The 17,582-nt window shown below is 70.6% G+C and carries 16 protein-coding genes, 1 tRNA gene and 1 pseudogene; 10 read left to right on the top strand and 8 right to left on the bottom strand.

Going from position 1 to position 17,582, the window contains the following annotated elements; genetic code table 11:
• From MKK54_RS07395 to MKK54_RS07380, 4 genes and pseudogenes are all read left to right on the top strand, one after another.
• Positions 1-248, top strand: a pseudogene (locus MKK54_RS07395) (methyl-accepting chemotaxis protein); the annotation flags it as partial.
• Positions 249-373: 125 nt separating this feature from the next.
• On the top strand, positions 374-847 hold the full coding sequence (locus tag MKK54_RS07390; RefSeq protein ID WP_244010136.1) for a chemotaxis protein CheW: 474 nt from the start codon (positions 374-376) through the stop codon (positions 845-847).
• Between the two features lie 7 nt (positions 848-854).
• Positions 855-1,694, top strand: a complete 840-nt coding sequence (locus MKK54_RS07385) for a CheR family methyltransferase (protein ID WP_244010135.1) — start codon at positions 855-857, stop codon at positions 1,692-1,694.
• A 14-nt stretch (positions 1,695-1,708) separates the two neighbouring features.
• Entirely contained in the window at positions 1,709-2,830 is a 1,122-nt protein-coding gene (locus MKK54_RS07380; RefSeq protein WP_244010134.1) for a chemotaxis response regulator protein-glutamate methylesterase, read from the top strand.
• A 346-nt stretch (positions 2,831-3,176) separates the two neighbouring features.
• Here the strand turns inward: MKK54_RS07380 and MKK54_RS07375 are convergent, their stop codons facing one another.
• Complete coding sequence (locus MKK54_RS07375) at positions 3,177-4,871, bottom strand: methyl-accepting chemotaxis protein (RefSeq protein WP_244010133.1); 1,695 nt, start codon at positions 4,869-4,871, stop codon at positions 3,177-3,179.
• A gap of 582 nt (positions 4,872-5,453) precedes the next feature.
• The gene (locus MKK54_RS07370) at positions 5,454-5,729 is read right to left on the bottom strand and encodes a hypothetical protein (RefSeq protein WP_244010132.1); all 276 of its coding nucleotides are present in this window, start codon (positions 5,727-5,729) and stop codon (positions 5,454-5,456) included.
• Positions 5,730-6,108: 379 nt separating this feature from the next.
• On the opposite strand from MKK54_RS07370, the gene MKK54_RS07365 reads away from it, so the two are divergent.
• Positions 6,109-7,968 (top strand): hypothetical protein, encoded by a 1,860-nt coding sequence (locus tag MKK54_RS07365; protein WP_244010131.1) that lies wholly within the window; start codon positions 6,109-6,111, stop codon positions 7,966-7,968.
• 338 nt (positions 7,969-8,306) lie between these two features.
• Here MKK54_RS07365 and MKK54_RS07360 read toward each other — a convergent pair.
• Together MKK54_RS07360 and MKK54_RS07355 are read right to left on the bottom strand one after the other, a co-directional pair.
• Positions 8,307-8,382, bottom strand: a tRNA-Lys gene (locus MKK54_RS07360).
• A 102-nt stretch (positions 8,383-8,484) separates the two neighbouring features.
• Positions 8,485-10,062, bottom strand: coding sequence for a 2-isopropylmalate synthase (locus tag MKK54_RS07355; protein WP_244010130.1), 1,578 nt, complete (start codon positions 10,060-10,062; stop codon positions 8,485-8,487).
• A 550-nt stretch (positions 10,063-10,612) separates the two neighbouring features.
• On the opposite strand from MKK54_RS07355, the gene MKK54_RS07350 reads away from it, so the two are divergent.
• Together MKK54_RS07350 and MKK54_RS07345 are read left to right on the top strand one after the other, a co-directional pair.
• Entirely contained in the window at positions 10,613-11,098 is a 486-nt protein-coding gene (locus MKK54_RS07350; protein ID WP_244010129.1) for an SRPBCC family protein, read from the top strand.
• A 245-nt stretch (positions 11,099-11,343) separates the two neighbouring features.
• Positions 11,344-11,673 carry a hypothetical protein gene (locus MKK54_RS07345; protein ID WP_244010128.1) on the top strand — a complete coding sequence of 110 codons (330 nt, stop codon included), beginning with the start codon at positions 11,344-11,346 and terminating at the stop codon, positions 11,671-11,673.
• Here MKK54_RS07345 and MKK54_RS07340 read toward each other — a convergent pair.
• The 3 genes from MKK54_RS07340 to pdxY are packed head-to-tail and all read right to left on the bottom strand — an operon-like array spanning position 11,664 to position 14,151.
• Positions 11,664-12,380 carry an NUDIX hydrolase gene (locus MKK54_RS07340; RefSeq protein ID WP_244010127.1) on the bottom strand — a complete coding sequence of 239 codons (717 nt, stop codon included), beginning with the start codon at positions 12,378-12,380 and terminating at the stop codon, positions 11,664-11,666. The two genes, MKK54_RS07345 and MKK54_RS07340, sit on opposite strands and share 10 nt — an antisense overlap.
• Positions 12,373-13,269: a PhzF family phenazine biosynthesis protein gene (locus tag MKK54_RS07335; protein WP_244010126.1), complete on the bottom strand. Its 897-nt coding sequence runs from the start codon at positions 13,267-13,269 to the stop codon at positions 12,373-12,375. Before MKK54_RS07335 ends, MKK54_RS07340 begins: the two co-directional genes overlap by 8 nt.
• A 33-nt stretch (positions 13,270-13,302) precedes the next feature.
• Positions 13,303-14,151 carry a pyridoxal kinase PdxY gene (gene pdxY / locus MKK54_RS07330; RefSeq protein ID WP_244010125.1) on the bottom strand — a complete coding sequence of 283 codons (849 nt, stop codon included), beginning with the start codon at positions 14,149-14,151 and terminating at the stop codon, positions 13,303-13,305.
• 268 nt (positions 14,152-14,419) lie between these two features.
• Here pdxY and MKK54_RS07325 point away from each other — a divergent pair, with 268 nt between their 5' ends.
• Positions 14,420-14,941: a DedA family protein gene (locus MKK54_RS07325; RefSeq protein ID WP_244010124.1), complete on the top strand. Its 522-nt coding sequence runs from the start codon at positions 14,420-14,422 to the stop codon at positions 14,939-14,941.
• Here the strand turns inward: MKK54_RS07325 and MKK54_RS07320 are convergent.
• The gene (locus MKK54_RS07320) at positions 14,931-15,359 is read right to left on the bottom strand and encodes a hypothetical protein (protein WP_244010123.1); all 429 of its coding nucleotides are present in this window, start codon (positions 15,357-15,359) and stop codon (positions 14,931-14,933) included. The genes MKK54_RS07325 and MKK54_RS07320 overlap by 11 nt on opposite strands.
• 295 nt (positions 15,360-15,654) lie before the next feature.
• Between MKK54_RS07320 and MKK54_RS07315 the strand changes: the two genes are divergently transcribed.
• Entirely contained in the window at positions 15,655-16,140 is a 486-nt protein-coding gene (locus MKK54_RS07315) for an MmcB family DNA repair protein (protein WP_244010122.1), read from the top strand.
• Positions 16,141-16,224: 84 nt separating this feature from the next.
• Entirely contained in the window at positions 16,225-17,559 is a 1,335-nt protein-coding gene (locus MKK54_RS07310; protein ID WP_244010121.1) for an adenylate/guanylate cyclase domain-containing protein, read from the top strand.
• Positions 17,560-17,582 lie beyond the last annotated feature (23 nt).

Raw genomic sequence — 17,582 nt, 5'->3', positions numbered from 1 at the left:
AGCTCCAGGCGACGATCTCGTACTTCCGGATCGAAGACGCGGGCACGGCCTTCCGGGGCGTGGACGCGGCGGTGACGCAGCTTCGCGAGACGGCGGTGCGGATGAAGGCGCCGTCGGCGGTGGTCCGCTCGCCCGCGCGGGCGCCGGCCCCGCGGCGGGCGGCCCGCGCCCAATCCGCGGGGGGCGGCTTTGCCCTCGACATGGGCGGCGAGGACGAGCGCGACGCCGAGTTCAAGCGCAGCGCCTGACCGGACGACGCGGATCGCGGGGCGCGCCCCGCGGTCCGCACCGGCCGGCGCGCCCGGGTGGGCCGGCGGCACAATCGATCACGCTTTGCCGGGCTCGCCCCGGAACGATCCATCGGAGGGACCACATGTCGAGCGTCTGGCAGTACCTTACCCTCGGTCTCGACCGCGAGACCTTCGGAATCGATATCGAGCACGTTCACGAGATCCTCGATTACCGCGAGGTCTCGGCGCTGCCCCAGGCGCCGGACTTCCTCATCGGGATGATCGACGTACGGGGTCAGAGCTACCCCGTCGTCGACCTGCGCACCAAGCTCGGACTGCCCCGGGTTCCGGCGACGCCGGCCACGCGGATCATCCTGCTGAACATTCCGATGGAGGGGCGCGCCATGCGGGTCGGGTTCGTCGCCGACCGCGTGTTCGAGGTGACCGAACTGGACAGCGGCGAGCTCGAAGCGGCCCCCGAGGTCGGCGGGCGCTGGCGCTCCAGCTACATCGCCGGCATCGGCCGCAAGGGGGACGCCTTCGTGGTGGTCTTCGATCTGGCCGCGCTGATGGCGGGCGAGAGCCCGGCCCTGCTCGTGCCCGCACGCGCGGCCTGACGCCGCCATGCCATCCCTCACCCAAGGCCTGAGCGAACGTCACTTCCGCTCGATCGTGAACCTGATCGAGACCGAGGTCGGTATCCAGCTCCCGGCGGCCAAGCGCACCATGCTGGAGGGGCGCCTGCGCAAGCGCGTCCGTGCCCTCGATCTCGACGGCCTGGAGGCCTACGGGCGCCACCTCTTCGACGAGGGACATCTCGACGAGGAATACATCCACCTCGTCGATTGCGTCACGACGAACAAGACCGACTTCTTCCGCGAGCCGGCGCATTTCGAGCTGCTGCGCGACGCCCTGGTGCCGCGCCTCGCCGCCCGCAAGGCCGGCACGGTCCGGTTGAAGCTGTGGAGTGCCGCCGCCTCCATCGGGGCGGAGGCCTATACCCTCGCGATGATCCTGCAGGACATGGTCGCGGGCGGGCACAGCCTCGACTACGCCATCCTGGGGACGGACGTCTCGACGGAGGTGCTGAAGGTCGGCAGGACCGGGATCTACACCAACGAGATGCTCTCGACGGTCCCGCCGGAGATGCGCCGCCGCTACGTGATGGCGGCCCGTGACCCGACCCGCCAGGAGGGCCGCATCGTGCCGGAGCTGCGCGCCCGCGTGCGCTTCCAGCACCTCAACCTGATGGCGGACGGCTACGACGTCGACCGCGACATCGACATCATCTTCTGCCGCAACGTCCTGATCTACTTCGACAAGGCGACGCAGCAGGCCGTGCTGGAGCGGCTCGCCACCCATCTCCGCCCAGGCGGCTATCTCATCGTCGGCCACTCCGAGTCCATGGCCGGAAGCGGTCTGACGCGGCTGACCCAGGTCTCCTCGACCGTCTTCCGGAAGTGAAGGTAACCCCACCCATGCCCTTGCGTGTCGCGAAGCCCATCCGCGTCCTCATCGTCGACGACTCGGCCTCCGTGCGGCAGACCCTCGGCAGCATCCTGAGTGCGGCGCCCGACATCGAGGTCCTGGCTACGGCCGCCGATCCCTTCGTCGCAGCGCGGCGCATCCAGGACGACCTGCCCGACGTCATCATCCTCGACCTCGAGATGCCGCGCATGGACGGGCTCACCTTCCTGCGCAAGATCATGGCCCAGAAGCCGCTGCCGGTGATCATCTGCTCCACCCTGACGGAGCAGGGGTCGCGCATGCTGTTCGATGTGCTCGAAGCGGGCGCCATCGACGTGCTGCCCAAGCCCCGGGTCGATACCCGCCAGTTCCTGATGGAATCCTCCGTGCGGGTCTGCGACGCCGTCCGTGCGGCGGCGCGCGCGCGGCTGCGTGGCCCGCGACCCGCCGCCCGCGCGGTCGAGGCCAAGCTCTCGGCCGACGCGATGATCCCGCCCCCGCGTACCGGCCGCCCCGTGACCGGGACCGATCCGGTCGTCTGCATCGGCGCCTCCACGGGCGGCACCGAATCGTTGCGCGACGTGCTCGAGGCGCTGCCGACGGATGCGCCCGGCCTCCTCATCGTGCAGCACATGCCCGAGCACTTCACGGCCGCCTTCGCCCGACGCCTCGACGGCATCTGCGCCATCGACGTGAAGGAGGCACAGGACGGCGACGTCGTGCGTCCCGGCCTCGCCCTGATCGCGCCGGGTGGCCGCCACATGCTGCTCCAGCGCAACGGCGGCCGCTACAGCGTGGCGATCAAGGACGGACCGCTGATCTCGCGCCACCGGCCGTCCGTCGACGTGCTGTTCCGCTCGGCCGCCCAATGCGCGGGCGGCAACGCGCTCGGCATCATCATGACCGGGATGGGGGACGACGGCGCCACGGGCCTGCTCGAGATGCGCCGGGCCGGCGCTCACACGATCGCCCAGGACGAGGAGAGCTGCGTCGTCTTCGGCATGCCCAAGGAAGCCATCGAGCGCGGCGCGGCGGCGCGGATCGCGCCGCTCCATCACCTTCACCTGGAGATCGTGCGCTTCGGGGCCTCGGCCCACGTGAAACATCGGGACGTGACCGCGAACGCCGGATAGGCGAACGTCCCGGGAGGGACGAGCGCGGTTTTGTCCGACGAAGATCTCCGTCGTCGATCCCTCGGATCGGGCGGAATGCCGTAGCGTCCGTCCCGAGATCGAACGTTGCCCGGTCGAGGCAGGGGCGCGACCGGCGCCGATCGTGACCCCTGCCTTCAGACCAGATCCGGTTGACCCCTTCGGGATGGCGGATCGGGGCTTCGCTCGGGCGCGGCGCGGGCTGAGCGAGACCGTCTCCCGCTTCGATCAGGCGGAAGACGGTCTCAATCCCGGTTTCGTACGCGATCAGGATGTGCGTCGGGGCGTCGTTCGAGCCCGCTTCTCGACCGATCGATCGCCGGGCCGCTCAGGCTGCACGGACGGTCTGCAGGAAGCGGGTGACCTCGGCGGACAGGTGCCGGGACTGGAGCGACAGCTCGGACGCCGATGCGAGAACCTGGGACGCGGCGCTTCCCGTCTCCTCCGACGCTCGGGCCACGCCGGCGATGTTGCTCGTCACCTCGGCCGTGCCGGTCGACGCCCGCGAGACGTTCCGCACGATCTCCTGCGTCGCCGCGCCCTGCTCCTCGACCGCCGCCGCAATGGCGGCCGCCACCGCGTTGATCTCCCGGATGCGGCCCCCGATCCCGCCGATCGCACCGACCGCCCGACCCGTGACCCCCTGCACCTGCCCGATGTGCTGCCCGATCTCCTCGGTGACGCGCGCCGTCTGAGAGGCGAGCTCCTTCACCTCGGCCGCCACCACCGCGAAGCCCCGCCCGGCCTCGCCCGCGCGCGCCGCCTCGATGGTCGCGTTCAGCGCGAGCAGGTTCGTCTGCGAGGCGATGCTGGATATCATCCCCACCATGGTTCCGATCTGGTCGGCGGCTTCGCTGAGGGCCTGCACCAGGGCGGCCGTCTGATTGGCCTCCGTGACCGCCGCCTGCGCCAGGTCGGACGAATTCGCGACCTGACGGCCGATCTCGACGACCGAGGATCCAAGCTCCTCGGCGGCGACCGCCACCGTGTTGACGTTGACCGAAGCCTCCTCGGCCGCCGCAGCGACGGCGGTGGACTGGCTGGCGGCCCCGTTGGCGGTGGCGGTCATCTTCTGCGCGGTGCCCTGGAGCCCGGTGGCCGCGTGCGAGACCATGTGGACGATGCCGCCCACCGCCTGCTCGAACCTGTCGGCCATGTCGCGCATCGCCGCCTTGCGCTGTTCGTCCGCGCTGGCGCGGGCCCGCACCGTCTCCTCTTCCAGCTGGCGCGAGCGGAGCAGACTGTCCTTGAAGGCCACGAGGGAGACGACGATGGCACTGATCTCGGTGCGTCCGTGAGGGGCCGGGATCGTCACCGCCAGATTTCCCGACGCCATGTCCCGCATCCAGACCGAGATCGGGCGGAGCATCCGGATCGCGGCGATGCTCCAGGCCGCGACGCCTCCGCCGATGACAAGCGCCAATCCACAGAGGCCGAGCATCAGAAGCTGGAACTCCTCGGCCAGTTTGCGGGTCTCGGCCGTCTGAGCCTGGCTTTTCGCTTCCTGAAAATCGATGAAGCGGTTGATGCGTGCCAGCCACTCGATGAAAGCCGGGCGCGCGTCGCCGATGAGAATCGCGGTCGCCGTCGCCAGGTCGCCGGCCTGCTTCCTGGCGACAACGGCGGCCACCAGCGGCATGGTGCGGGCCTCGGTCGCCTTGATGCTGTCGAGGATTGCCTTCTCCTCCGCGGTCGCGTCGCCCCGCGCGAGCATGGCGTCCAGCTTGACGGCCGACGCGGCGTATCGCTCCTCCAGCCGGGCGATGTCGCCGAGATTGGCCTTCACGCTGTCGGCGCCATCCATCAGGACGACGTCACGCAGGCTGATCGCCCGGTCGTGCACGCTGCCGCGGAAGTTGATGGCGTAGCGCTGCTTCACGCTGTTGACGTCGCTGACCGTCGTCAGGCCGGCGGAAATCTGGTGCATCTCCAGAATGCTGAAGGTGACCAGGGCCAGCAGGATAATGCCTGTCGCGCCGAAGCCCGCGATCAACCTCCCGCTGACCCCCGACATATACTTCATCACGATAAAGTCCCCTCCTGAGTGCTGTTTTATTTATATAGATCCACTTATAATTTTTGTTTAATTGGAGATGGGAATTTTCCATGCAACAGTTGTCAGGACTTGTCGCGCATTTCAGATCGTTAGACGAATAAATGAATTGCATTCGCCGAGTCTCTTCGTGCTTGCTTCCGTCGATTTACCAGCCGTCCATCATGCGTGATGACGTAATTCGTTCTGGCTTTGTCTGAATGTTGGTCGCGCCTCGGCGCGTAGCCTTTGCATGAAGCAAAGGTTTCGGGCGGGTCGAGACTTGATGACATGGAGCGTCATGTCTCGCGAACGCTTTCCGAGCGAATGGATGGCTCAGCGCTCTGCGGCGGTCTCCGGATGCGAGACGGTCGAACGAGGCTTGCGATCGCCGGCGGACGTCGGCGTCGGTCGCGGCCTGCCGGAGATCCGACGGCCGAAGCGATCGTCGGAGCGGGAGCGAGCGGATCGTCTCGCCGTGCGAAGGCGGCGCGGGCGCAGTGACCGGACAAGAAAGAACCCGCCGCGGCCAGGGGACCGGGCGGGCAAGAGCTTCGAGACTGCGATGGGGCGTCAGCGGCTGCTGCCACCCGCGCTGCTGTTCGGAACAGCTTGCTCGGGGCGGCTCGCATTGCCGCCCGCCGCGGAGTCGGTCGTCACCGTATCCGCGCCGGTCGCGCCCCGTGAGATGACCACGTCGCGATCGTTGCCGGTGCTGTTCGGTTCCGGCACGACCACCGTCCCGGTGGTGCCGGGCTGGCGCGGAGCCAGGCCGCTTTGCGCGAGAGCCGGGGAGAGTGCCGGAACAATGGCCAGGACGGCGATACTCGCCAGGATGAGCTTCCGCATGGGGTGAACACCTATCGATGGGCCTGCGCCGGAAGGGATCCCGGAAGGGACCGCGTCCGCAGGCGATGGAGGTTGAACGCCGCGGGCTCCCGTTGGTGCGATCCGCCGAGATCACAACCACGACACCCTCACGGGAAACCCGCCTCGGCCGGACGGGCGGGACGTCGGGGCCGGTCGCGAGGTCCTGGCCCTGGGGCTGACGCCCGATCGTCGCGCCGCCGGGCCCGACACGGGTCGTCCGATCCTGTCGCCGCTCGATCGAAGTGGAGACGGTCTCGCTCGGCCCGCGCGGCGCCCGAGCGAAGCCCAGATCCGCCATCCCCAAATCCGCCATCCCGAAGGGATCAACAGGATTTGCTATGACAGCACGGAGACCACGATGAACCGGGTCGAGGTCGGCATGGCGGTGCAGGGGCCGTCGAACGGCGCGGTGGCCGCCGGCACGCCCGTCGCCTCCGTCGATCTGGCGAATGGGTGGGTCAACCTGTCGAAGCCGCTCACCGCCGGCGTGACGGCCGCCACCGCCATGCGCAGCGGCATCACGCCCCGGGCCTACCCGACGCCGATCACCTTCAGCCGTCGCTACACCGATGCCGAGGCGAGGGCCCTGGAGAGGGACCGGCTCGGCGTGCAGGCCGCGGTCGAGGCCGCGCGGGCCTTCACGGGGTCGCTCGGTGCCTCCGTCCTGATCCCCACGGGCCGGTACCGCTTCGATGGGCCGGTCATCCTGCCGACCTTCGTCAACTACACCGATGGCCGCCAGTCCGTTTCGATCCTCGGCACGCCGGGCAGTTTCGCGGGAACGCGCATCACCCCGACCAAGGATTTCGGCCCCGGCAGCGCGGTGTTCTCCTGCGGCGATCCCGGTGCGCACGCGACGAACGGCCGCGACCTCTATCGCCCGGAGGGCCTGTTCTGCACGGGCGATTTCGGGGGGCTGGACATCGCGCAGACGCTCCTTCCCGTGGTCCTGAACCACGGGAACCGCCCGACGTGGGGCGGCACGCCCGTGGCGATGGATGGTCTCAAGCTCGGGCCGCGCCGGACGATGCGGACCGACACGGTCTACGTGTCCCATTTCGACAAGGGTATCCGGGCGGTGATGGACCATACGCATTGGATCCACCCGCACCTGCGGAACAACTTCGTCGGCCTCTACATGGATGACCTCCAGCCGAATATTCACAGCGACAATCTCTGGGAGCAGCCCTATTTCGACGGGAACATGTGGGCCGGCGTCAGTATCTCGCCGAAAGCGTTCCTGAACGTCACGGCCATCAAGCCCTATATTTCGAGCAATCCCTACGCCATAGAATGCGAGCCCGGTCCGAACCCGCTCGGCTGCATCCAGCGCACGACGATCGTCGAGCCGAACTTCGAGAACCCCGCCTGCGGCATCATCAAGGACAACGGCATCCGCGACGGCTTCGCGGCGACCGGAGGCTCGCGAACGATCAGCGACCTCGATTACGTCGGCGGGTTCACGGGCGGCTATGGCGCCTTCGGGCCCGGCGCGGTCCCGATGCCGCGAGGCGGCTGCCGCTGGGCGGCGTATTTCGACGTCCTCGCCGCCAACGGATTCAACATCACGCGCCAGCAGCGCGCGGGAGCGTTCGAACTCATCCCGCGGACGATGGACGCGTCACTCCTGCGCGTGAGCCGGCTGGATGCCTATGCGGGCTTTGGGCAGGGAGGCTTCAGATTGGAGGGGTCGGGCGTCCTTCGCCTGATCCAGGCGGCCGCCGCCGTGAGCCGGAACCTCGTCACGGGCCCGGGCGGCATCACGGGCGACTTCTGGGCCAGCGGCTCGAACCAGAACATCGTCCTGCAGGGGCCTGGCTTCAAGGCTCGCCCGATGCCGTTCCAGACCGGGCCCACGCTTCCGCTCGGCACCGCCGTCGAATACGGGGCGGTGCCGGGACCGGGCGGCGCTGTGGTTCAACCAGCCGGTCAGGGGACCTCTCGGCCCGTCGCAGGGGTCGCCTGCCAGGACTTCAGGACGACCAACCCCACGCAGTCCGGTCTCGTCCCGATCATCTGTTACGGGGGCTCGCGTCTTCCGGTCGCCACCACGACGTCGCAGGGCGTCGGCACCATCCTGAAATCGGGATCGGGCCGTCACGCCGGGCAGGCGGTCGCCGCGACCGGGATGAACGAGGGCCAAACCCTCGGCATCGTCCAGGGCACCGATTCCGCCAGCCTCGCGTACATCAAGCCGCTCTGGCCCGGTCAGGACTGAGGTTCGCCGCGCGCCGCCGGGATCGTCCTCCCCGAGATCGCGAGGCCCCCCAGCGAGCCACGCCCGGGCGCGGGCCGCCGCCGCAGGGCGCCCCCGCCGACCGAGCGCGTCCACTGTCGTCCGACACCGTGCGCTTCGTGTCGCCGCGGCGGGGGTGGCCGTCCGTGAGGACACCACGATCCGAGCGCTGCCCATCAAGGGCGCGCGAATGGTCGGCTGCCGCGCAATGCTGAGGCCCGACAAGGAGGAGAAATGGATTCAGAAGGTGACGCCGTGGATCAGGTACCATCCGGTCACACCGCAGCCCGCAGATCAATCGCTGTCGAGGCTGGATAACTTGGTGGGTGCACAAGGGTTCGAACCTTGGACCCGCTGATTAAGAGTCAGCTGCTCTACCAACTGAGCTATGCACCCATCGCCTTGCGGCGGTCGCTGCGGCCACCAAGTCCGCCGCGACGAGGGGGCTGATAGCAAAGGCCTCCGGGGGTGTCCACCCCCGGGGCGTTATTTTCTCGGCTAAACCGAGGCCGGGCTCTGGGCGTGCAGGCGCACGGCCGAGGCCGAGAGCTTGTTGAGGGCCGAGAGGTAGGCGCGGGCCGAGGCCACCAGGGTGTCGGGGTCGGCGCCGCGCGCCGTGACGCTGCGCTCGCCGCTCTTCAGGCGCACCGAGACCTCGGCCTGGGCGTCCGTGCCCTCGGTGACCGCGTGCACCTGATAGAGTTCGAGGTCGGCCTCGTGCGGCACCAGCGCCTGGATGGCGTTGAACACCGCGTCCACGGGGCCGTTGCCGTCGGCCTCCTCGGTGACGGTGCGGCCCTCGATGTCGAGCTTGAGCGTCGCCCGCTGCGGCCCGCAAGTGCCGGCGATGACCGAGAGCGAGACGAGGCGGATGCGGTCGTGCGCGGTCGCGAGGTTCTGGTCCACCAGCGCCTCGATGTCCTCGTCGTAGACGTGCTTCTTGCGGTCGGCCAAGGCCTTGAAGCGCTCGAACACGTCCTGCAGCTGGTTGTCGCTGAGCACGATGCCGAGTTCCTCCAGCTTGGAGCGAAAGGCGGCGCGGCCCGAGTGCTTGCCCATGACCAGGGAGGTCTTGGCGACGCCCACCGAGGCCGGCGTCATGATCTCGTAGGTCTCGGTGTGCTTGAGCATGCCGTCCTGGTGGATGCCGCTCTCGTGTGCGAAGGCGTTCCGGCCGACGATCGCCTTGTTGTACTGCACGGGGAAGTTCGTGGCGTGGCTGACGAGCTTGGAAGCCCGCGTCAGCATCGTGGTCTCGATGCCGGTCTCGTAGGGCATCACGTCGCCCCGGGTGCGGATCGCCATGACGATCTCCTCCAGGGCGGCGTTGCCGGCGCGCTCGCCGATGCCGTTGACGGTGCATTCCACCTGGCGGGCCCCGCCCTCGACGCCCGCCAGCGAGTTGGCGATGGCGAGGCCGAGATCGTTGTGGCAATGCACCGAGAAGACCGCCCTGTCGGCGTTCGGCACGCGCGCGCGCACGGCGCGGAACATCGCGCGGTACTCGTCGGGCGTGGCGTAGCCCACGGTGTCGGGCAGGTTGATGGTGGTGGCGCCCGAGCGGATCGCGGCCTCGACGCAGCGGCAGAGATAGTCGATCGGCGTGCGGGTCGCGTCCATGGCCGACCATTCCACGTCCTCCACGAGGTCGCGGGCCTGGGCCACGGTCTTCAGGATGATCTCGATCACCTCGTCCTCGGACTTGCGCATCTGGTGCGCGAGGTGGATCGGCGAGGTCGAGACGAAGGTGTGGATGCGCCCCCGCCTAGCGTGGCGAACGGCTTCACCCGCCCGCGCGATGTCGGCGGGGATCGCGCGGGCCAGACCCGCGATGGTGGCCCGCTTGGACCGGCGCGCGATCTCCGCCACGGCCTCGAAATCGCCGATCGAGGCGATGGGGAAGCCCGCCTCGATGATGTCGACCCCCATCGTGTCGAGGAGTTCGGCCACCGCCAGCTTCTCGTCGAGGGTCATGGTGGCGCCGGGGCACTGCTCGCCGTCGCGCAGGGTGGTGTCGAAGATGAGGACGCGGTCCTTGGCGGGGGTCTCGGGCGCCGAAGTCGGGAAAGCCGTCATGGGGATATTCCTGTCGCGGCGCGGTCCCTCGCGGGGAAGCGGCGCCCTTGTCGTCGGGGGAGCCCGGCGGCGCGGAGCGGCCGTCGCGGGTCTCGCGGAGAGGCAAACCCCTGAGAGCCCAGGCGCACGCGCCCGGACGGCCCTCAGGGGCGGCTAAGGAGAAGCAGCGGGCGAAGAGACGCGCGCGACCGAGCGGCCGCGAAAGCGGCGTCGGCGGTGCTGCGCGTGGAGCCGGCGCTGGCCAAGGCTCGTCTCTCCCGGAAGGGCAACGGCGCGTCGATGCGACGCGCGAGCGGTTGCGGAGGCGGCTTTGGTAGACCCTGGATGCCGGCTTGACAAGGCAGACCATCTTGGGCCGCCGCCGCGCATTCCGAGGACCGGGGCCGTGTCACGGATTGTTTATGGTCTCGCGCGCCGCCGGTTCACGCGGCGCGCATTGCCCTGCGCGGTTCCCCGCCTAGCTTCGCATGCGGACCGAACGCGGTCCGGCGGTGATCGTCCGCCAGAAATAATCGGCACAAGCCAAGAAAAACAGGAAGGAATCCCCGCCATGCTGCAGATCTTCACGCGCGTCCTCGCGCTTCCCGCCCTCGCTCTCGTCGCCGGTACGGTGCCGGGCCTCGCCATCGACGTCGCCAAATCCATCGACGTCGCGGCGCCCCCGGCCAAGGTCTGGTCGACGATCGGCGATTTCTGCGGGATCGGCCAGTGGCATCCGGCCATCGAGAAGTGCGCGCTCTCCCAGGATGGCGGCAAGACCCTGCGCACCCTGAGCCTCAAGGGCGGCGGCACCATCGTCGAATCGCAGACCGCCCGCGACGACAAGGCCATGAGCTACACCTACGGCATCGTCTCCGGTCCGCTGCCGGTGAGCGATTACAGCTCGACGCTCTCGGTGATGCCGAAGGGCGCGGGCTCGACGGTGAAGTGGACCGGCAGCTTCAAGGCCAAGGGCGCGCCGGACGCGGTGGCGACGGACGCGATCTCGGGCATCTACGAATCCGGTCTCAAGGCGATCGCCGACAAGTCCAAGTAGTCGGCAAGCGCGGCTCGGTTCCGCTGTCGGCAGGAGGGCGACGCGTCCGCCGTCGCCCTCCCGGATTCAGGGTGACATCCCGGTTGATCCCTTCGGGATGGCGGATCTGAGCTTCGCTCGGGCGTCGCGCGGTCTCAGGGCTGACGCGCCCGGCGCCCGATTGACCGGCCGTGCGGCGCGGGCCAGAAACGGCCCGAATCAAGCTGTGCCGTTGCCGCGGCACCCCCTTGTTGTCAGGAGCCGCCGTGTCCCGCGTCAGCCTCGCCGTCGCCGCCCTTCTCACCGCCGCGCTGCTCGGTGCATGCAAGCCGACCGCGTCGGCGCCGCCCGCCGTGGCGGCCCTGCCCGCCGCGCCCGCGCCCGGCCCCCTGCCGCAGGGCAGCGGCTGCGGCCCCGCCATCGCCCGCACCCAGGCCGTGGTGGACAGCGATGTCGCCACCGGCAACCTCAATGCGCCGGTGGGCGAGCGCTTCAGCGCCGATCTGCGCCATGCCGCGCAGGCCTGCCAGGGCGGCCGCGACCGCGAGGCGCTCGGCCTGCTGGCGGCGGCGAAGTCGCGCTACGGCTATCCGTAGGCCGCAGCGAATTCCCGCGCCAGATAGGCGCGGGCGAAGCCGGCGATCCGGGCGGCGTCGAGGTCGCCCGCGCCCCGCACGGTCAGGAAGCCGGCGAGTTCCGGGGCGTCCTCCCCCCGGCAATGCGCCTCCATGCGGGCGAGCAGGGTCGCGGCGTCCTCTGCGAACCGGACGGGGCGCAGGAAGGCGCGCTGACCCTGGCCGCTGACGAGGACCCAATCCTCCGGCGCGTCCGGCGCCAGCCCGATGCCGGTCTCCTCGCGGAACTCGCGGGCGGCGCTGCCGGCGAGATCGACCCGCCCGCCCGGGCGCACGTCGTCGCGGTCGGGCGTGCCGCAGGGAAAGTAGGCCTGGCCCGCATTGGCCGTCTGCCCGCCCATGAGGCCGAGCAGCGCGGCGCCGTCCGCCGTCCAGGGCGCCACCGCCGCGAAGGCGTTGGTGACCTCCGGGTCGGGCGAACCGGCATCCCGGAAGGCGAGGAAGCTCGCATAGGCCGTCTCGAACAGCTCGACCGCGCAGACGCCTTCCGTGACGCGGCAGGCGCGGGCGAGGAGCACGCGCCCGTCGAACATCGCGGGCGCTGCCGCGCGGCGTCGCTCCCAGTTCCGCGCGATGGCGGCGGCGTTCGCCTCGGCCCAGGCCCAGTCATGCGTGACGAGCCGCGCGGTGAGCGCGCGCAGGGGCGTCAGCGTGAAGGCGTCAGACAAGCAGGGTTCCCTCGCTGACCAGCACGGCGCCGCCGCTGATCTCCACGGCGCGCAGGGCCCCCGCCTCGATGCAGAGTTGCACCCCGATGCTGCTCGGCCGGCCCATCCGGACGCCCTGGCGCAGGACGATGGCGTGCTCGCCGTCGCCGAGCGGCTCGAACTGCATCATCACGCCCGCGAAGGCGGCCGCCGCCGAGCCCGTCGCCGGATCTTCCGGCACGCCGAGATGGGGCGCGAACATCCGCGCCTGATAGCGATGCCCGAGCCCGTCCGGGTCGGGCGTGTAGCAGTAGAGGGCCGCCGGGGGGCCGAGGTCGTCGAGGGCGGCTGGCACGACGCGCGCCCGGTCCAGGGCCGCGCGCGTGGCCACGGGCACGAACAGGAAGGGGGGGCCCGCCCGGTGCCGGCTCGGGGCGTGGCGGGCAAAGCCGATCTCGGCGGGCTCCAGGCCGAGCGCCGCGGCGACCGGCCCGGTCTCCGGCCCGTCGCCGAGATATTCGGGCAGCACCGGCATCCGGAAGCGGCCGGTGCCGCGTCCCTCGCCCGGCTCGACCACGCAGGCCAGGGTTCCGAGCGTCGCCTCGAGCCCGAAGGCCATGGCGTCGGTGAGGCCCGCCCGCTGATCGCGCAAGGCCAGGAGCACGGCGGTGCCGAGGGTCGGATGACCGGCGAAGGGCAACTCGGCGGTGGGCGTGAAGATGCGCATCTGCGCCCGGTGGCGCGCCTCCGTGGGCGGCAGCACGAACACCGTCTCGGAGAGGTTGAACTCGGCGGCGAGCGCCTGCATCGCGGGCGTGTCGAGCCCCTCCGCGTCCAGCACCACCGCGAGCGGGTTGCCGGTGAGCGCGGTGTCGGTGAACACGTCGAGGGTCACGAAGCGGCGCGGCATGGGGGGCTCTCCCGGCTTGTCTGTGCGCCGAGCTTAGACCGTCTCCACCGGGAACGTCTCGCTCGGCGCGACGAACTCGTCCTGCGCCGCCACGGTCAGGATCTCGCGCGAGCCGGCCTCCGCCGTGCGCCGCAGGAGGCCGTAGACCGAGGCGCCCGCCATGCCGAGCGCCAGCGCCGCCGAGCCGGTGCGGGCGTAATGCACCAGGAACAGGGCGGCGATGGCGTCCCCGGCGCCGTTGACGTCGAGGTGCAGGCGCGGGGTGCGCAGGCGCCAGAACCGGCCGCCCTCGCCGGCCATCAGGTCGATGGCGTCGGCGGGCGTGTCGTCGGTGATCAGCGAGGTGACAAGGACGACACGCGGTCCGAGCGCCTGCACCGAGGCCACCGCGCGCTTGGCCTGCGCCAGGGTGCCGGTGGGCAGCCCCGAGAGGTGGTTCAGCTCGAACTGGTTCGGCGTCACGATGTCGGCGGCCGGCACCGCCCGCGCGCGCAGGAATTCCGGGATGCCGGGCCGGACGTAGATGCCCCGGCCGGTGTCGCCCATCACGGGGTCGCAGGCATAGAGCGCCCGCGGGTTCACGGCGCGCACGGCCGCGACCGCCGCCACGATGGCGGTGCCGATATCGGCCGAGCCCATGTAGCCCGACAGCACGCCGTCGCAGGTGCCGAGCACGCCGCGCTCGGAGATGCCGGCGACGAGGTCCTCGATGGCCGGGCCGTCGAAGACCCGGCCGCGCCAGGCGCCGTAGCCGGTGTGGTTGGAGAACTGCACCGTGTGGATCGCCCAGACCTCGACGCCGAGGCGCTGCATCGGAAACACCGCCGAGGCGTTGCCCACATGGCCGTAGGCGACGTGCGATTGGATCGAGAGGATGTTCACGCCGGATGCTCCGAAGAACGCGGGTCTAAGAGTGCCTCACAAAACTCCCCCCCATCCTCGGTTCTCGCTCCGGGCACCACGGTGCAGCGGGAGTCCAAGGATCGGTGGCCCGAACCCATAGCCCGGTTCGCTCGCCCTTCGCATCCTCCAAGACCTGGTCCGCCAAGACCTGGTCCGCCAAGACCCGGGCCGCTTGCCCCGAGGCGCGGGCTCGGCCACAGCGGAGCGGCCGATCCGACGGACACGTGTCACGGAATGTTCGAGCCTCATGGATTTCGAAGCCCTTCGCGCCAGCACCCTCGCCTTCGTGGAGGCGAACCAGGGCTGGACGCCGCTGATCGTCGGCGTGCTCGCCTTCTGCGAGTCGCTGGCCTTCCTGTCGCTGCTGGTGCCGGCGACCTTCCTGCTCCTCGCCATCGGCGCGATGATGGGGGCGGTCGGCATCCCGTTCTGGCCGGTGATGCTGGCCGGCGCCCTCGGGGCGGTGCTCGGCGACTGGGTCTCCTATGAGTTCGGGCACTATTACAAGGAGGGCGCTAAGCGGATGTGGCCGATGCGGCGCTACCCCAAGCTCGTGGACCGCGCGGAGGCCTTCTGCCGCAAGTGGGGGGCCGGCGGCATCGTGATCGGCCGCTTCATCGGCCCGGCCCGCGCCGTGGTGCCGCTGATCGCCGGGGTGTTCGGGGTCCGGCGCCTGCCCTTCCAGATCGCCAACGTGACCTCGGCCCTGGCCTGGGCCTTCCTCATGCTGGCGCCGGGCGCCGGCATCCTCGGCTATTTCAAGGGCTAGCCTTCCGGCCGCCGCCCAAGCGCAGGAGGCTCGGTGCCGGCCCCGACGGGGCGGCGAGCCAGGCCCGGCGCTCGGCGATCCGCTGCTTGAGCCGCGCGCCCCGCTTCTCCCGCCCGTCGCAGCCCCAGTCACAGGCGGCCTCGGGGCAGGAGATGTTCTCGCCCGAGAACAGGGCAACGATCGTCACGACGAGTCCGAACAGGACGACCAGCGCCAAGGCGACGAAGGGCCAGGCCAGCCCGAGACCCACCAGGGCGGCGATTCCGAGCTTCAGCGCGAGCGAACCCGCGAGCTTCAGCTTGACCAGGGTCGCCAGGGTGGCGCCCGCGCCGAGGGTTCCGCGCAAGGCCCGCAGCACGCGCACCCGGAGCCGCCGCCGCGCCGCGAGCGCTTCCAGCCGCCGGATCTCGCGCGCCACGCGGCCGGTCTCCCGCGTGCGGTCCCCGATCGTCTCCTCCGGCAGGCCGGCCTCCCTGGATGAATGGGCGCAAATCGGCGGGTTCGGAAAGGTGACACGATCCGGCGCGGGTCTCCAGGCCCGCAACCGGAGCGTAGGGCCCGCGACGGGATCGAAGGGCCTACGACGGGACAGAAGGACCCGCGACGGGATCGACGGGCCCGCGCAATGGGGTCGCAGGTGACAAGCCGGGCGGCGGCTGATTTCCTGGGGGCGGTCCCGATTCGGGACGCATTGTCCGCGCCATCAGAGCCTTATGTCAGCAGCCCTCGCGACCGCCATCCTTCCGCCCGACCGGCGCCAGTCGGCCACCGCGCTCCAGGTCCAGCGCGGGGTCCGGCGGCTCTTTTCCGAACTCGGGCACGTCACCATCCCGGAATTTTCCCTGGCGAACGGCCGGCGGGCCGACGTCATCGCCCTGTGCCCGGCCGGGCGCCTGACCATCGTGGAGATCAAGTCGAGCGTGGCGGATTTTCGGGCCGACCGGAAATGGCCGGATTACCGCGATTACTGCGACCGCTTCTACTTCGCGATTCCGGAGACGCTCTCCACCACCCTGACCCCGGAGGATGCCGGCCTCATCGTGGCGGATGCCTTCGGAGCCGCGATCCTGCGCGACCCCGCCGACCACGCCCTGAGCGGCCCCCGGCGCAAGGCCGTGACCCTGCGCTTCGCCCACAGCGCCGCGCGCCTGCTGCACGCCCTGGCCGATCCGGGGGCCATCCGCGAGGGGGCTCTCTGAGAATCGCGTGAGCAGGGGGGCCAGGGGCCATCGCGCGCAAGACGTGATAGGGAGCCGGCTCCCGCCACAACGATCCGCGCGTCCATGCGTCTGCCCGTCCGCCGCACGTCCCAGGGGGGCGACCCCGACATCCTGCGCCGGCTCCAGGCCGCGTCCGGGCGCCGGTCCCTGGTGCTGCACCTGCTCATCGTACTGGTGCTGCTCGCCACCGCGCAGGGCTATGACGGCTCGAACCACTCGGCCCACCACTGGATCGGCCTCGGCCTCTACGCGCTGATCTCCCTTGGCCTCGGCATCGCCGACTGGCGCGCCATGCATCGCGCGGGCGACGCGGACCGCACGACGGCGTGGCTGACCTGGACCGCGACCCTGCTCAATGCCGGCATCGCCCTGTTCCTCCTCGTCGAGCACATGCTGCTGGGCGCGGCCGACACCCAGGAAACCGCGACGGCGGTGAGCCGCCTGCCGGCCTTCCTGCTCCTGCTCCAGACCGGGCTGAGCATGCGAGTCTGGCACACGGTCGCGTTCGCCGCGCTGGTGTCGCTCGGCTGGGGCGGCACCATCCTGCTGGCCTTCCTGGCGCCCGAGAGCGCGCTCCTCGGCCCGCACGTCACCCTGGAAGAGGAGGTGCCGGGCCTCCTGACCTTCCTGGCCGCGAGCCTCGTGGTGATCGACGGCGTGCGCCGCCTGCGAGCGGCGGTGACCACGGCCCTGCGCATGGAATGGGAGCGCACCAGCCTCGCGCGCTTCGTGCCGCGCCGGGTGGCGGGGGCGCTCGCCGAGAGCGGCGGCGGCCTCGGCACCGTGCAATCCCGCCACGCCTGCCTGTTCGGCCTCGACCTGCGGGGGTTCTCGGCCTTCTCGCGCGACCACGCGCAGGAGGAGGTGGTGCGGGCGCTCCTCGACGTGCGGGCCCTGACCCACGTGGCCGTGACCGAGCACGGCGGCATCGTCGACAAGTATGTGGGCGACGGCATCCTGGCGCAGTTCATCGTCGGGCGTCCGCAGGCGCAGGCGCAGGCCGCCCTCGCCTGCGCCCGGACCATCCTGGCGCGCCTCGACGCGCTCAACGCCGAGCGCGCCGGCGAGGGCCGCCCGCTCCTGCGCACCACCATGGCGCTGCATGCGGGTGAGGTCCTCGTGGGCGTGTTCGACGACGGGCACCGGGCCGAGTTCACGGTGCTGGGAACACCGATGAACCGCCTCGCTCGGATCGAGGCCCGCGCCAAGGCGGCGGACCTGACCCTGGCGGCCTCCGACGACGTGCTCCGCCTGCTGAGCCCGGCCGTCCGCGCGCCGCTTCATCTCGCCGGACTGCCGCCCTCGGAGTGTCGCGACACCCGCGACATGCGCCTGTTCGCGCTTTCCTGGGTCGGTGAAGCGGCGGGGGAGCCTCGGGCCGTTCCGCCCGCCGCCTGAGGCGGCGGGTTTCCGGGCCCACC

The sequence above is a fragment of the Methylobacterium sp. J-068 genome, from assembly GCF_022829445.1.
Taxonomy (GTDB): domain Bacteria; phylum Pseudomonadota; class Alphaproteobacteria; order Rhizobiales; family Beijerinckiaceae; genus Methylobacterium.
Note: the sequence above shows the minus strand (reverse complement) of the source record. Positions and strands in the feature narration are given on the sequence as shown.

Coding starts and splice junctions, on each gene's coding strand:
- MKK54_RS07385 (WP_244010135.1), top strand. CDS start 855: ATGCCATCCCTCACCCAAGGCCTGAGCGAACGTCACTTCCGCTCGATC.
- MKK54_RS07350 (WP_244010129.1), top strand. CDS start 10,613: ATGCTGCAGATCTTCACGCGCGTCCTCGCGCTTCCCGCCCTCGCTCTC.
- MKK54_RS07335 (WP_244010126.1), bottom strand. CDS start 13,269: ATGCCGCGCCGCTTCGTGACCCTCGACGTGTTCACCGACACCGCGCTC.
- MKK54_RS07310 (WP_244010121.1), top strand. CDS start 16,225: ATGCGTCTGCCCGTCCGCCGCACGTCCCAGGGGGGCGACCCCGACATC.
- MKK54_RS07325 (WP_244010124.1), top strand. CDS start 14,420: ATGGATTTCGAAGCCCTTCGCGCCAGCACCCTCGCCTTCGTGGAGGCG.
- MKK54_RS07380 (WP_244010134.1), top strand. CDS start 1,709: ATGCCCTTGCGTGTCGCGAAGCCCATCCGCGTCCTCATCGTCGACGAC.
- MKK54_RS07315 (WP_244010122.1), top strand. CDS start 15,655: ATGTCAGCAGCCCTCGCGACCGCCATCCTTCCGCCCGACCGGCGCCAG.
- MKK54_RS07365 (WP_244010131.1), top strand. CDS start 6,109: ATGAACCGGGTCGAGGTCGGCATGGCGGTGCAGGGGCCGTCGAACGGC.
- MKK54_RS07390 (WP_244010136.1), top strand. CDS start 374: ATGTCGAGCGTCTGGCAGTACCTTACCCTCGGTCTCGACCGCGAGACC.
- MKK54_RS07355 (WP_244010130.1), bottom strand. CDS start 10,062: ATGACGGCTTTCCCGACTTCGGCGCCCGAGACCCCCGCCAAGGACCGC.
- MKK54_RS07370 (WP_244010132.1), bottom strand. CDS start 5,729: ATGCGGAAGCTCATCCTGGCGAGTATCGCCGTCCTGGCCATTGTTCCG.
- MKK54_RS07375 (WP_244010133.1), bottom strand. CDS start 4,871: ATGAAGTATATGTCGGGGGTCAGCGGGAGGTTGATCGCGGGCTTCGGC.